General features: G+C 44.3%; 11 protein-coding genes. 10 read left to right on the top strand and 1 reads right to left on the bottom strand.

The window, feature by feature from the left end; all coding sequences use genetic code 11:
* Nucleotides 1-38 precede the first annotated feature (38 nt).
* Nucleotides 39-2453, top strand: coding sequence for a phenylalanine--tRNA ligase subunit beta (pheT, locus tag ACN6MY_RS20825; protein WP_419881877.1), 2415 nt, complete (start codon nt 39-41; stop codon nt 2451-2453).
* 458 nt (nt 2454-2911) lie between these two features.
* Here pheT and rnhC read toward each other — a convergent pair whose 3' ends face one another.
* Nucleotides 2912-3862: a ribonuclease HIII gene (gene rnhC / locus ACN6MY_RS20820; RefSeq protein ID WP_419881876.1), complete on the bottom strand. Its 951-nt coding sequence runs from the start codon at nt 3860-3862 to the stop codon at nt 2912-2914.
* Nucleotides 3863-4008: 146 nt separating this feature from the next.
* Here rnhC and zapA point away from each other — a divergent pair, with 146 nt between their 5' ends.
* The 9 genes from zapA (at nt 4009) to ACN6MY_RS20775 (ending at nt 15596) form a co-directional block, all read left to right on the top strand.
* The gene (zapA, locus tag ACN6MY_RS20815; protein ID WP_090989702.1) at nt 4009-4269 is read left to right on the top strand and encodes a cell division protein ZapA; all 261 of its coding nucleotides are present in this window, start codon (nt 4009-4011) and stop codon (nt 4267-4269) included.
* 4 nt (nt 4270-4273) lie between these two features.
* Entirely contained in the window at nt 4274-4816 is a 543-nt protein-coding gene (locus ACN6MY_RS20810) for a CvpA family protein (protein WP_419881875.1), read from the top strand.
* Between the two features lie 295 nt (nt 4817-5111).
* Nucleotides 5112-6830 (top strand): DNA polymerase/3'-5' exonuclease PolX, encoded by a 1719-nt coding sequence (gene polX / locus ACN6MY_RS20805; RefSeq protein ID WP_419881874.1) that lies wholly within the window; start codon nt 5112-5114, stop codon nt 6828-6830.
* 44 nt (nt 6831-6874) lie between these two features.
* Entirely contained in the window at nt 6875-9235 is a 2361-nt protein-coding gene (locus ACN6MY_RS20800; protein WP_419881873.1) for an endonuclease MutS2, read from the top strand.
* Between the two features lie 1038 nt (nt 9236-10273).
* Entirely contained in the window at nt 10274-11971 is a 1698-nt protein-coding gene (locus ACN6MY_RS20795; RefSeq protein WP_419881872.1) for an AMP-binding protein, read from the top strand.
* A 177-nt stretch (nt 11972-12148) separates the two neighbouring features.
* On the top strand, nt 12149-12742 hold the full coding sequence (locus ACN6MY_RS20790) for a TetR/AcrR family transcriptional regulator (RefSeq protein ID WP_419881871.1): 594 nt from the start codon (nt 12149-12151) through the stop codon (nt 12740-12742).
* A gap of 123 nt (nt 12743-12865) precedes the next feature.
* Complete coding sequence (locus ACN6MY_RS20785) at nt 12866-13639, top strand: enoyl-CoA hydratase (RefSeq protein ID WP_419881870.1); 774 nt, start codon at nt 12866-12868, stop codon at nt 13637-13639.
* A 142-nt stretch (nt 13640-13781) separates the two neighbouring features.
* Nucleotides 13782-14555, top strand: coding sequence for an electron transfer flavoprotein subunit beta/FixA family protein (locus ACN6MY_RS20780; protein ID WP_419881869.1), 774 nt, complete (start codon nt 13782-13784; stop codon nt 14553-14555).
* 63 nt (nt 14556-14618) lie between these two features.
* Nucleotides 14619-15596 (top strand): electron transfer flavoprotein subunit alpha/FixB family protein, encoded by a 978-nt coding sequence (locus ACN6MY_RS20775; protein WP_419881868.1) that lies wholly within the window; start codon nt 14619-14621, stop codon nt 15594-15596.
* Nucleotides 15597-15662: the final 66 nt, after the last annotated feature.

Here is a 15662-nt window from a genome sequence, read left to right as displayed (position 1 = left end):
CTAATATTTGAGCTAAAACATTTCTGAGGAGGAAAATCATGTTTGTATCATATAAATGGCTGCAGGATTATGTGGATTTATCCGGAATCACTCCTGATGAGCTTGCTGAAAAAATCACAAAAAGCGGCATTGAAGTTGAAGGTGTAGAAAAAAAGAGTGAAGGTATTTCAGGTGTTGTCATCGGCCATGTCCTTGAAAAAGAACAGCATCCCAATGCAGATAAATTAAATAAATGCCAGGTGGATGTCGGCGGAGAAAATCCGATTCAGATTATCTGCGGCGCCCCCAATGTTGATAAAGGGCAAAAGGTGGCAGTTGCTACTGTCGGAGCGGTTTTGCCTGGGAATTTCAAAATAAAAAAAGCCAAGCTGCGCGGAGAAGAATCAAATGGCATGATTTGCTCGCTTCAGGAGCTGGGCATTGAATCCAAGTTAATCAGCAAGGATTATGCTACAGGCATCTATGTATTTCCGAATGATGTAAAAGTCGGCGAAAATGCATTGGAATACCTTGGACTGGATGATGCGGTACTAGAACTTGGACTTACACCGAACAGGTCTGATTGCCTAAGTATGATTGGAGTCGCCTATGAAGTGGCTGCCATTCTTGGCCGTGAAGTAAAATGGCCGGAGATTTCTGCTGAAGAAACCGATGAAAAAGCAAGCGGCTTGCTTACTGTTCAGGTAGAAGCACCTGAAGATAACCCTCTATATGTGGCAAAAATTATTAAAAATGTAAAAGTAGGGCCGTCGCCTTTATGGCTTCAAGGCCGTTTGATGGCCAGCGGAATCCGTCCCCACAACAATGTGGTAGATATCACGAATTACATTTTGCTTGAATACGGCCAGCCTTTGCACGCATTTGATTATGACCGTCTTGGATCAAAGGAAATTATCGTAAGGCGCGCACATGATGGAGAAAAAATCGTGACATTGGATGATGCTGAAAGAACGCTGACACCTGATCACCTTGTTATTACCAACGGAAAAGAACCAGTTGCCATTGCAGGTGTGATGGGCGGAGCTAATTCAGAGGTTAAAAATGATACGGTTACTGTCATTCTTGAATCTGCTTATTTTTCAGGTGCAGTGGTAAGGAAAACGTCCAAGGACCATTCATTGCGCAGTGAAGCAAGTGCACGTTTTGAAAAAGGGGTCGATCCCGAAAGAGTGCGGCAGGCTGCTGAAAGAGCGGCCGGATTAATAGCCCAATATGCAAATGGAACAGTTCTGGCAGGCTCAGTAGAGCATGATACATTAACAGCTGAACCGGCTGTTGTTAGCATTACCCTGCAAAAAATCAACAGCCTGCTTGGAACTGAGCTTCAGGCATCAGAGGTAGTATCCATTTTTGAAAGACTACAATTCCAAGTGTCTGAAGACAATGGCACCTTTACCGTGACTGTCCCGACCCGCCGCGGTGATATCACAATTGAAGCAGATTTAATAGAGGAAGTTGCCCGTCTTTATGGCTATGATTATCTTCCGACTACCTTGCCGGTTTCAGCTTCTGCTCCTGGAGGCCTGACAGATTATCAGCTTAAACGCCGCATGATGCGCCGTGTCCTTGAAGGTGCAGGACTATACCAGGCTGTAACGTATTCCTTGACCAGCGAAGAGAAATCAGCGCAGTTTGCCCTTTCCAAAAGAGAGTCCATCAGGCTCGCCATGCCGATGAGCGAGGAGCGCAGCCAGCTTCGCTTAAGCATCGTTCCGCAGCTACTTGAAGTATTGAAATATAATAGTGCCAGACAAAACGACTCATTGGCTTTATATGAAATTGGCTCTGTCTTCCTGAAGAAAGAGGGAGAAGATCTTCCTGAGGAAAGAGAACATTTAGCCGGTGCCATTACAGGGCTTTGGGAATCAAATCCATGGCAGGGCGAAAAGAAGCCAGCTGATTTCTATGTTGCAAAAGGTATTCTGGAAACAGCGTTTGCTGCACTTGGATTGGAAGGGCAAATTTCCTTCAAGCAAGCTGAAATTGCCGACATGCATCCGGGCAGGACTGCTCAGGTACTGTTAAATGAAGAAGTCATCGGCTTTGTGGGCCAGGTCCATCCGACTCTTCAAAAAGAGCTCGATTTGAAAGAAACCTATGTATTTGAACTTTCCTTCAAAGCTCTGGCAGAAGCTTCGGGAACTCCTGTTTCATACAGCATGATTCCGCGTTTCCCTTCCATTACACGCGACATCGCTCTTGTCTGTGACAGCGAAACAGCAGCCGGGGATATTCAGCAAGCCATTGCCAAGGCAGGCGGAAAATTGCTCAAAGAAGTAAATGTGTTTGACTTATACGAAGGAGAGCGTATGGAGCCAGGGAAAAAATCGCTCGCATATTCTCTGAAATATTTTGATCCTGAACGCACACTGACTGACGAAGATGTAACAAAAGCGCATGAAAAAGTGCTTTCAGCAGTTAAAGAGCAATTCGGAGCAGAATTAAGAGGATAACAAAAACTTCAGAAAAAGCAGTCTGGCCAAATGCCAGACTGCTTTCTTCTGCTTAGGCCCCCAGGATAGGGGTCATAAAGGCGCTTGCGCTTTTTATGTAATCCAGCTCCAGCGCCTAGCCCCCTGAGGCCTGCAGGATGCAGGTCATGAAGGCGTTTCTGCAGGATGCAGAGCACTTAGCCTTCGATCATTGAAAGATGTTTCGGCCACAGAAGGCAAAGAGCGCCTTCCATATCCGAAACCCTATTTGCTTCGGGGGCTGATCAAGGCGCTTGCGCTTTTTATGTAATCCAGCTTCAGCGCCTAGCCTCTCGAGTCATAAGCCACGCAAGAATTGAAGGCAAAGAGAGCCTTCTATTCTTGCGCGTCTTATGCAAATCGAAGGCCCCCAGATGGGGGTCACAAAGACGTTGCCGCAGGACGCGGCGTTATTAGTCTTTGTTCCACTTTGCGCATTTTTATTTATATTTTTTCTGATATAGGCGTTTGGCTTTTTCTGTGTTGGCGAAGTGGGTTTTGGTGAATTCATTGAGTGCGTCTATGCCTTTTTCGCGGATTAGCCTTGCTGCAGCTTCGTCCACTGCAGGGCCTGCACCTTTAGGGATTGTGAAGCCTGCTTTTTCGCTGAGCTTTTCAATATGCCTGATAAAGGCGAATCGCGCCAGAATAGAGGCTGCTGCCACACTGAGATGGATGCCTTCTGCTTTTGTGCTTAAATAAATGGAATCCGATTCAAAAAGCTGCTGTCCTTTTAAGTAATTGAAAAATACACCAGGCTGGGCAAACTGGTCGATTAGAATTCCTTCGGGCTTTTCCGGAATTTTATTTAACACATGCTTGATTGCAGCGTTATGCAGAAGGGCTTTTATTTTACCCTGTGACATGCCTTGTGCCTGCATTGCATTGTATTTAGGATTCTCGCATGTGACAAGCGAGAATGGAACAACGTGCCTGATTTGTGATGCGATTTCCATGATCTGCTTATCTTTCAGGTTTTTAGAGTCCTGCACACCCATTTCTTTCAAAAGCCCAAGCTGCTCTTTTTTTGCATAAACAGCTACAACAGTGATGGGGCCAAAATAATCGCCAGTCCCGACTTCATCAGATCCTACTATCGACATTTGCCCGATGCCGGGCGGCGGGGAATATTTGTGCTTGGCAGGATTGGAACTGGACGGAGCTGGTTTGCCCGCAGCTGATGGGATGTTAGCACTCCATTTTCCTGATTCAAACTCGGCATTCGAACCTTGGAATAATACTTTTCCAGACTTGTAGGCAGTAATGGTGCACTGCGACGGCTTGGCAGAAAAGATGCTGCCTGGAGGTTTCTTTTCAATGATCGACGCGGAATAATGTTTTTCCATTTCGTTCATCACAGAAGGATTTACTAATAAAACGACATTTGCCATGTTAAATTGACTCCTTTTTTTAAATTCTTTTCCGTAAATTTACAAAAAAAACGTTTTAACGGCTGAATTGGCTGTCCTCTCTCTTTCACGACGAAAAACTTCATGTTATAGTATGAGGTAGGATTCTTTAGAATGGGGGCATTATTGTGCCGGACGATAGAAAAAACAGAACAACGGTTGATATATACGGACAGCAATATACCATCATGGGTGCGGAGAGCACCGGCCATATCCGCCTGGTCGCATCCATGGTTGATGATAGCATGAGAGAAATAAGCATGAAGAATCCATCACTGGATACAAGCAAGCTTGCCGTGCTTACAGCGGTGAACGCGATACATGATTATCTGAAATTAAAAGATCAAATAGACCAGCTTAAACTGGAATTACAGAAAGAAAAGGACTGAGTGCATGGTAGACTTGGCCATTATAGCCATTCTTGTAATCGGATTTTTTATCGGATTAAGGAGAGGCCTTATTTTACAGCTGATCCATCTTACAGGCTTTGTTGTTGCCTTCATAGCTGCGTATGCCTATTATGACGAGCTGGCACCGAAGCTGAAGCTATGGATTCCATATCCGTCTCTAGGAAATACATCTAGTCTGAAAATGTTTTTTGATGGCGCCGGACTTGATGGAGCCTATTATAATGCCATCGCCTTTGCAATCATCTTCTTCGCTGTCAAGATTTTATGGCAGCTTTTGGGGTCGATGCTTGACTTCATTTCCCACTTGCCGATCTTAAGGCAGCTGAATAGCTGGGGCGGGGGAATCTTTGGTTTAGCTGAAGTATATTTTATCATGTTTATCCTATTATATATAGCCGCGCTTCTGCCAGTGGATACCATTCAGGGACCGCTGAATGACTCCTTTATGGCAAAGGCTATAGTAAAAGACACACCAATCCTCTCAAAGACAGTGAAGGATTTGTGGTTTCAATATGTAAAAGTATAAGCGTAAGGTCCTGTGGCCCCGCAGCCTCCAAAGCAATCCTTTATAAGGCGAGCTGGAAGCCCGGGAAAACAGGCCTTTTCTGTCTGTAAATCCCGTAAGAGGCTAATTCTGCGCTGCAGTTTTGCTGTCTGGCCATTTCAGAATAGTTGTGCTTTAGGGTGAAGCCATGTATCTTTAAGAATGGGAACCATCATAACTATTAAAGGCAAAAAGGGCCTTAGGCTGAACGGAGATTATTACGTCCGGCCTAAGGATATGAATATATATTAATACTAAATCTGGCAGGTGAATTCAGATGACAATCAATAAAAAAGACTGCATAAAATTACTCGAACGAATTGCAACATATATGGAGCTAAAAGGAGAAAATCCGTTCAAGGTTTCTGCCTTCAGAAAAGCGGCCGGAGCCCTGGAGACGGATGACAGAAGCTTGTCAGATATAGAAGACTTCACTAAGCTGAACGGAATTGGAAAAGGCACGGCAGCTGTTATCGAAGAATTTATTAAAGAAGGAAAATCTTCTGTGCTGATGGAGCTTCAGGAGGAAGTGCCAAAAGGATTAATTCCCCTTCTGCAGCTGCAGGGGCTCGGAGGAAAGAAAATCGCGAAGCTTCATAAAGAACTCCAGGTTAATGATGTACATGATCTGAAGCGGGTCTGTGAAGAAGGAAGAGTGCGTGATCTGGCCGGTTTTGGAAAAAAGACCGAGGAGAAAATCCTTGCTGCTATTGAAGATGCCGGAAAAAGGCCAGACCGGCTTCCGCTGGCATTTATGATGCCAATTGCAGGGGATATTGAAGCTGCTCTTGAAAATATGGATCATATCATCCGCTTTTCGAAAGCAGGGAGCTTGAGGAGAATGCGGGAAACCATCAAGGATCTTGATTTTATCATCAGCTCGGATAAACCTGATGAAATAAAAGAGCAGCTCCTCTCCCTTTCTGGGATTAAGCAGGTGATCGCTGCTGGGAATACCAAGGTTTCTGTTGTATTGGATTATGAATATGATGTATCGGTGGATTTCAGAATAGTAAAAGACAATGAATTCATTACCACTCTGCACCATTTTACAGGTTCAAAGGACCATAACGTCCGGATGAGGCAGCTGGCAAAGGAACGCGGCGAAAAAATCAGCGAGTATGGCGTGGAAATCGATGAGACAGGGGAAGTGCTGTCTTTTCAATCTGAAGAAGAATTCTATCAGCATTTTGGCTTGCCGTTCATTCCTCCTGAACTTCGTGAAGACGGGACAGAAGTGGATCACAATAATGCGGATGAGCCATTAATTGGCTCCTCAGACATCTTGGGAGATCTTCATATGCACACCACATGGAGTGATGGAGCATATACAATCGAGGAAATGATTGAGGCGTGCAGGGCCAAAGGCTATAAATATATGGCAATCACGGATCATTCTCAATATCTGAAGGTCGCAAACGGCCTTACTTCAGAGCGACTCAGAGAACAAAAGAAAATCATTCATGAGCTGAATGAAAAATATGATGACATAACGATCTTGTCTGGAATTGAAATGGATATCCTTCCAGACGGTTCACTGGATTATGATGATGAACTGCTTGCTGAGATGGACCTGGTGATTGCGTCGATACATTCAAGCTTTTCACAAAGCCAGGATAAAATAATGGATCGCCTGAAAAATGCTCTTGAAAATCCGCATGTCGATATTATTGCTCATCCTACGGGCAGACTGATAGGTAAACGCGATGGCTATGACGTGGATATGGACATGCTGATCGAGATTGCAGCTAAAACAAATACGGCACTTGAGCTTAATGCCAACCCAAATCGTCTTGACCTTGCTGCCCCAAACTTAAAAAAGGCGCAGGAAGCAGGGGTAACGATTGTCATCAATACGGATGCCCACAGTATTGATATGCTGGAGGATATGCCGATTGGCGTTTCTTCTGCAATAAAAGGCTGGATTAAAAAGACATCCGTCTTGAATGCTATGGATCCAGATGGTTTGCTCTCATTTTTAAAAAGGAACGATTAAAGCGAAGATCTACTAACATGTTCCAAGAGGAGGATACTTGCTTCATGCATGCTAAAGCTTTAAAAACGCTGGAATTCGATAAAATAAAAAGCCAACTCCTGACATTTGCTTCATCCTCAATCGGCAAGGAAAAGGCTGAACAGCTCATGCCTTCTGCTGATTTTACAGAGGTTTTGAAGTGGCAGGAGGAAACGGATGAAGCGGCCAATGTAATCCGTCTGAAAGGAAATGTGCCTCTCGGCGGAATCTTTGATATCCGGCCACACGCAAAGCGCGCACAAATTGGAGGCATGCTGAGCCCGATGGAGCTGATGGAAATATCATCCACGATCCGTGCCGGCCGCATTTTGACACGCTTTTTCGAAGAGCTGGAAGAAGATGAACACGAACTTCCGCATCTGGGAGAATATATAAAAAATATAATGCCACTAGGCAATCTGCAGCAGGAAATCAATTATGCCATCGGTGAGCACGGAGAAGTCATCGACTCAGCAAGCGACAAGCTTCGCACCCTCCGCAATCAGCTTCGCACAAACGAAAGCAGGGTACGCGATAAACTTGAAAGCATGATACGTTCATCCAATGCTTCAAAAATGCTTTCAGATGCCATTGTCACAATCAGAAACGACAGGTTTGTTATTCCTGTCAAGCAAGAGTACCGAAGCGTATATGGAGGAATCATCCATGACCAGTCTTCATCAGGACAGACGCTTTTCATCGAACCGCAAGTTATTGTTCAGCTAAACAATGTGATCCAGGAAACCAGGGTCAAGGAGCAGCAGGAAATTGAGCGAATTCTTGTTGAATTATCCCTTGCTGTAGGTGAACATACACATGACCTGCTTGTGAATGTGAGGATTCTGGCTGAGCTTGATTTCATAATTGCAAAAGCAAGATTCGGCAAGGCCATAAAGGGTTCCAAGCCGAAGCTGAATGATGAAGGACGTGTTAAGCTGATCAGAGCCAAGCATCCGCTGATTGATGAGGATGTGGTAGTGGCCAATGATATTTATCTGGGCGAGGATTTTACCACCATTGTAATCACCGGACCCAATACAGGCGGTAAAACAGTCACGCTTAAAACGCTAGGGCTTTGTACGCTTATGGCACAGTCCGGCCTTCATATTCCGGCTGCTGACGGCTCTGAAACGGCTGTTTTCCGCTCAGTTTATGCAGACATCGGGGACGAGCAATCGATTGAACAGAGCTTGAGCACATTTTCATCCCATATGGTGAATATCGTGGAGATTCTTAAGCATGTTGATCACGAAAGCCTGGTGCTGTTTGATGAACTTGGAGCCGGTACAGATCCCCAGGAGGGCGCCGCACTAGCAATTTCCATTCTGGATGAAGTGTACAAGCGGGGTGCAAGAGTGATTGCGACTACGCATTATCCAGAACTGAAAGCTTATGGATTTGACCGTGACGGTGTAATCAATGCAAGCGTCGAATTCGATGTAGAATCACTTCGTCCGACATATAAATTGCTGATAGGCGTACCTGGACGAAGCAATGCCTTTGAAATTTCTAAGCGCCTCGGTCTTGATGAATCTGTTATCAGCCATGCCAGAAGCCATGTCGGGGAAGACACTAATCAGGTGGAAAATATGATTGCTTCCCTCGAGGACAGCAGAAGGCAGGCTGAGGCTGAAGAAGCTGAAGCAGCGGATTATCTTAAGCAGGCTGAAAAATTGCATAAAGATCTTCAAAAAGAAATCATGGAGTACTATGAACAAAAAGATGAGATGATGCAAAAAGCAGCAGCCGAAGCAGCAGAGCTTGTGGAAAAAGCAAAAAGAGATTCAGAAGCGATCATTTCCGATCTTAGAAAAATGCGTCTTGAAAAGCAGGCGGATGTTAAAGAACATGAATTGATTGAAGCCAGAAAGCGTCTTGATGAGGCAGCACCTGCCGTGAAGAAAACAGCAAAAGCAAAAACAGCCGCCGCAAGCGATAAGAGGGAGCTTCATCCAGGTGATGAAGTAAAAGTAATCAGCTTTAACCAAAAAGGCCATCTTATTGATAAAACATCCGGCAATGAATGGCAGGTCCAGATTGGAATCATGAAAATGAAGGTAAAGGAATCTGATCTTCAATTCATTAAGGCCACAAAAGAAAAAGAGAAAAAACCGCTGGCGACAGTCAGAGGAAAAGATTACCATGTCAGCCTTGAACTTGATTTGCGCGGCGAAAGATACGAGAGCGCCCTTTCAAGGGTTGAAAAGTATATTGATGATGCACTGCTTGCCGGCTATCCGCGCGTTTCCATTATTCATGGAAAAGGAACGGGCGCTTTAAGGCAGGGAGTTCAGGAATACTTGAAAAATCACCGCTCTGTCAAAAGATCAAGGTTTGGAGAAGCAGGCGAAGGCGGGACAGGCGTCACGGTCGTAGAGTTTAAATAGTTCAGCGAAAAGCTGTGCGGGTCTGCCTGAAGCAAAAAACTATAAGCAAAATAGAAATAAAAGCAGAGATGGACAAAGGGGAGAAGCTGGGTGGAAAAACTCGCAAAGGTGCTGATCGGATGCTGTGCAGTGTTCCTGGCACTCGGCATCATTTATATGGTTTACTTTGCTAAATAGCTTCACGAAATTGCATACTGACAAAGAAGAGACAGCTGTTGATGAAGACGCTGAAAACATGCCTATTTTTTGTTAGGCGCAAGTAAAAAAAGCCGAACTTATTCCTTGAATGGAGACGGCTTTTTTTCATGTTTTCAAACAATCCAGCTTCAAAAGAGAACACGATTAAGGATTTCCAGAATCATCATTTCGAAAAAAGACTGTTAATTTTTTTTTTCTGAACGGATCGGGCATCTGATTTTCCAGTTAAATGGATAATTGGACCTATTTACGCATTAATTAGAGCCAAATCCTCTTTCATTAGAGCCAAATCAACCCCGATTCGAGCCAGATTCCCATTGATTCAAGCCAAATCAAAATTCTGACCTAAAAGAAGAACCATAAAAATCTTTTTCTCTGTTTTAGGCAAACAGTTGCACCATACCCGAACGTGCGTCTTATGCTAGTCAAGGCTGAACAGGAGCTTGCGTTTTTTATTTAATCCAGCTTCAGCGCCTAGCTCGCTGAGGCCTGCAGGATGCAGGTCATGAAGGCGTTTCTGCAGGATGCAGAGGTTTTAGCCTTCGTTCCTTGTAAGATGTTATGACCTCAGAAGGAAAAACCCGCCTTCCAAGGCCATAACCCTATTTGCTTCGCGAGCTGAACAAGGCGCTTTCTCTTTTTATTTCATTGTCACTCTTTGCGGAGTATATTATAATATAATGGAAAAGTTAGAATTTTTAATATTTAGTTTGCCGGCTGTTTTATAATGCGGCAAGGGATAGGCAGATAGCTAGCATGATTCAGGAACACGTATAGAAAGAGGTTGCCGCCGAGCTGGCCATTAGAAAAATAAGCCCGGTCATTAAGGGGAGGGTTTAAATGAGCAATAAGCCATGGACAAAGGTCTACCCGAAACATATACCTGATACATTGGAGTACGAAGAAAAACCGCTGTATTCTTTATTAAATGAGTCTGCGGAGGAATTTCCTGATAAGATCTCCATTTCATTTATGGGAAAAAAACTGACGTTTAAAGAAGTGCATCAGTCAGCGCAAAAGTTTGCATCTTATTTGAAAAAGATTGGACTGCAAAAAGGGGATAGAGTAGCGATTATGCTGCCAAATACCCCGCAGGCTGTAATCAGCTATTTTGGCATCCTGCTCGCGGGAGGCACGGTTGTCCAGACAAATCCTCAGTATATGGAAAGAGAACTGGAATATCAGATGAAGGATTCTGGAGCAAAAATCATCGTTACACTGGATCTTTTATTTCCTAGAGTCGCATCCATAGCTGGCAGGACAGATTTGAAACATATTATTGTAACCGCTATCAAGGACTATTTGCCTTTCCCGAAAAATATCGCTTATCCTTTTATCCAGAAAAAAGAGCATGGAATTGTAGTTAAGGTTGAACATGCAGGCAGCCACCATCTGTTTAAAGAAATCATGAAGATGGAAGTGCCAAGTGAAAGGCCTGCTCCGATTGATATTGATGAAGATCTTGCACTTATCCAGTATACAGGCGGGACGACCGGTTTTCCAAAGGGTGTTATGCTGACCCACCGGAATCTGCTGGCCAATGCCAAAATGTGTTCAGCGTGGCTGTATAAATGCCGGCGCGGAGAAGAAAGCGTGCTTGGGATTTTGCCGTTTTTCCATGTGTATGGAATGACGACAGTAATGATTTTATCCATAATGGAAGGATATAGAATGATTCTCCTTCCGAAATTCAATACTGAAATGGCGCTGAAAACGATTCAAAAGGAACGCCCGACAATGTTTCCCGGGGCACCGACCATTTATATCGGCCTTCTGAACCATCCATCCATTCAAAAGTATGATCTTTCATCCATAGATTCTTGCATTAGCGGATCAGCTCCCCTGCCAGTTGAAGTCCAGGAGAAATTCGAGAAGGTAACCGGGGGGAAATTGGTGGAAGGCTACGGATTGTCGGAAACATCTCCTGTTACACACGCTAACTTTTTGTGGGATCAGCCAAGAGTCAAAGGCAGCATAGGGGTTCCATGGCCTGATACTGAAGCCGTGATTTTATCGCTTGAAACAGGCGAGCCTGCTGAAAACATGGAAATAGGGGAAATAGCCGTAAAAGGGCCGCAGGTAATGAAAGGGTATTGGAACCGTCCGGAAGATACAGCCGCAGTTTTTAAGAATGGCTGGCTTTTGACTGGCGATCTTGGTTATATGGACGACCAGGGATTCTTTTATGTGGCAGACCGGAAAAAGGACATGATCATCGCCGGAGGATTTAATATTTATCCGCGGGAAGTTGAAGAAGTGCTGTATGAGCATGAAAGCATCCAGGAAGCTGCAGTGGCAGGTGTGCCCCATCCCTATAGAGGAGAAACAGTGAAAGCTTACATTGTTTTAAAAGAAGGAGCATCGGTAACGGAAGAAGAACTGGATGCCTTCACAAGGAAGCATCTGGCGGCCTACAAGATTCCGAGAATTTATGAATTCCGGAAAGAGCTGCCAAAAACGGCTGTAGGGAAGATCCTTCGCAGGGAGCTTGTAGACGAAGAAAAAAGAAAAATCGCTAAAGAAAAAAAAGATGCCTGAGTATGCTTGCCGTGATACGGGAGTTTCCCGTTTTCTTGCATTAAAACTGGACAAACCTCTATGCCGGCCATAAAATGAAACTATTAAGATGTTTTTTCTTGACAGTTTGGAGGCATCATTCTATGATGGAAATATGAATGATGATTCATTCATTTTCTCTCTGAAAGGGGACGCCAAGTGAAACGCAACAAACCAAAATATAAACAAATTATTGATGCTGCCGTAGTGATCATTGCAGAAAACGGCTATCATCAGGCACAGGTTTCAAAAATTGCCAAGCAGGCAGGTGTGGCGGACGGCACCATTTATCTTTACTTTAAGAACAAGGAAGATATTCTCGTTTCTTTATTTCAGGAAAAAATGGGATACTTTGTTGAACAGATAGAAGAAGAGATAAGAGGAAAGAAAAGCTCTGCCGAAAAACTGCTTGTCTTAATAAAAAAACACTTTCAAATCCTTTCAGATGATGTTCATTTAGCAACTGTAACCCAGCTGGAGCTAAGACAGTCCAATAAAGAATTGCGTTTGCGGATCAATGATGTTTTAAGAGGATATTTGACAGTGATTGATAGGATTATCCGGGAAGGTAAAGAAAATGGAGAGTTCCTTCCGGAGCTGAGTGTGAAGCTTGCCAGGCAGATGATTTTCGGCACTATTGATGAAACAGCGACAACCTGGGTCATGAATGAGCAGCATTATTCCCTGACTGAGCTTGCCGATTCTGTGCACTCTCTATTGATCGGGGGCTGCGGCTGCAAAGTGCAGCCATAGCCTCAAAGTGTCATTACATAGCAATTGTTTGAACCTTATATGCATATGCAGACAGTGTACGCTGTCTGCATATAAGGGAAGCTTTAGAAAGCGCTTACCAATTCTTTTAGGGAGGAATAGAAAATGGAATTCATCAAACACCAGATAGAAAATTTTGTTGCATATGTCACCATACAGAAAAAGCCGGCCAATGCTCTTTCTTCTTCTGTATTGACTGAGCTGTCCGGATTATTCGATGAACTGGAACAAACTAGAGAAGTCAGGGCCATTTTGATTCACGGAGAAGGGAAATTCTTTTCTGCAGGTGCAGATATTAAAGAATTCACTTCCATTCCAAGCGGCGAGGAATTTTCCGCGCTATCCTCAAAAGGGCAAGAGCTTTTTGAAAGAATTGAGCAGTTTTCAAAGCCTGTCATTGCAGCCATTCACGGCGCGGCTTTGGGCGGCGGGCTTGAACTAGCGATGTCCTGCCATATCCGGCTGGTGACGGAAAATGCGAAGCTTGGACTTCCTGAGCTGCAGCTTGGACTCATTCCGGGATTTGCCGGAACGCAAAGGCTTCCCCGATATGTAGGAAGTGCAAGGGCGGCAGAGATGCTGTTTACAAGTGAACCGATTACGGGCAGGGAAGCCGTGCAGATTGGCCTGGCCAACCATGCGTACCAGGAGGAAGAGCTGCTTCCGAAAGCAAAAGAGCTTGCTCAAAAAATTGCGAAAAAAAGCCCGCTTGCACTTAAGAAAACAATTGAACTTCTAAATTATTCAAAGTCTGAAAGCTTCCATAAGGGAGTTGAAAAGGAAGCCGCAGCCTTCGGGGAGGTTTTCGTTTCAGAGGATGCCAAAGAAGGAATCAGCGCATTTATTGAAAAAAGAGAAGCCGTTTTTAAAGGCAGATAAACATTGGAATTATGGCCAGCTGCAGAACTAAGCAGGCGCTTCCTGAAGTAAGCTTGTGAGAACCAGCAGGGAAAGCGGAGCCATTCTTATAAAAAAATATCTCAATTTTCCAAACTGACAGAAAAATTTAGGAGGGACCAACTTGAATATTTATGTATTACTAAAAAGAACTTTTGATACAGAAGAAAAAATTACTCTTTCAGGCGGCAAAATCAATGAAGATGGAGCAGAATTCATTATCAATCCTTATGATGAGTATGCGGTAGAAGAAGCGATTCAGGTCCGTGACGCACAGGGCGGCGAAGTGACTGTTGTAACAGTGGGCGGAGAAGAGGCAGAAAAGCAGCTTCGCACAGCTTTGGCGATGGGTGCCGATAAAGCTGTACTGATTAACATAGAAGATGACGTAGAAAATGGCGATCAATTTACAACATCTAAAATTCTTGCCGAATTCCTGAAAGACAAGGAAGCGGACTTGATTCTTGCAGGAAATGTTGCAATCGATGGGGCAACAGGCCAGGTAGGTCCGCGTGTGGCTGAGATTCTGGATATTCCTTATATCACAACGATCACTAAGCTTGAAATCAGCGGAGAAACGGCCACTGTAACAAGAGACGTGGAAGGCGACTCTGAAGTGATTGAAACAAAGCTTCCTCTTTTGGTTACGGCACAGCAGGGATTAAATGAGCCGCGCTATCCTTCTCTTCCGGGCATCATGAAGGCCAAGAAAAAGCCTTTGGACGAATTGGAACTGGATGATCTGGATCTTGAAGAAGATGATGTTGAAGCAAAAACGAAAACAATTGAAATTTTCCTTCCTCCTAAAAAAGAAGCAGGCAGAGTGCTTGAAGGAGAAGCTGCTGAACAGGCTGCAGAGCTTGTAAAGCTGCTCCGCAGTGAAGCTAAAGTTATCTGACCTAAATAGAATAATGGCGCCACCCTATATAAAAACGATAATCATGCACAGGAGGTTTTATTAATGGCTAGAAAGGTTCTCGTGTTGGGAGAAGTACGTGATGGTTCTTTAAGAAATGTATCATTTGAAGCAGTCGGTGCAGCAAAGCTTGCTGCAGGCGGCGGTGAAGTGGTAGGAGTTTTGATTGGTGAAGGAATACAGTCATTTGGAACTGAATTGATTCAATATGGAGCTGACCGTGTTGTCGCAGTAGAAGATGCAAAGCTGAAGCAATATACATCTGACGGCTACTCTCAGGCCCTGCTTGCAGTCATAGATGCTGAAAACCCGGAAGGTATTTTCTTCGGGCACACGGCACTGGGGAAAGACCTGGCTCCAAGGATTGCTTCAAAGCTGAACTCAGGCCTGATTTCTGATGTTACATCCATGGAAGAAACAGGTGGAAACCTGGTATTCACACGCCCGATTTATTCAGGCAAAGCATTCGAAAAGAAAATCGTTACAGATGGTCTAGTTTTCGCAACGATCCGTCCGAACAATATCAGCCCTCTTGAAAAAGATGAGTCCCGTTCAGGAGAGGTTACAGCCCTTCAGGCAGAAATCAAGGATCTGCGCACCATCATTAAAGATGTTGTCAGAAAGGCCAGTGAAGGTGTAGATCTTTCTGAAGCAAAAGTAATTATTGCAGGAGGCCGCGGCGTAAAAAGTGAAGACGGATTCGAGCCGCTTAAAGAGCTTGCAGATGTGCTTGGCGGTGCTGTTGGGGCTTCCCGCGGAGCATGTGATGCAGATTATTGCGATTACTCTCTTCAAATCGGCCAGACTGGAAAGGTTGTTACTCCAGATCTTTATATCGCATGCGGAATATCCGGTGCCATCCAGCATTTAGCTGGTATGTCCAACTCTAAAGTAATCGTGGCGATCAATAAAGATCCTGAAGCAAACATCTTTAAAGTGGCGGATTACGGCATAGTAGGCGATCTTTTCGAAGTTGTTCCATTGCTGACTGAAGAATTCAAGAAGCTTAAAGTGAATGCATAATATATAAGAAAAACAGACTGCTTTAAGGCATTTGCAAACCGCAAATGCCTGCAGTTTTTTAAGGCG

The organism is Peribacillus sp. B-H-3, from assembly GCF_048572925.1.
Classification (GTDB): Bacteria; Bacillota; Bacilli; order Bacillales; family DSM-1321; genus Peribacillus.
This window is presented reverse-complemented; position numbering and strand designations above follow the sequence as displayed.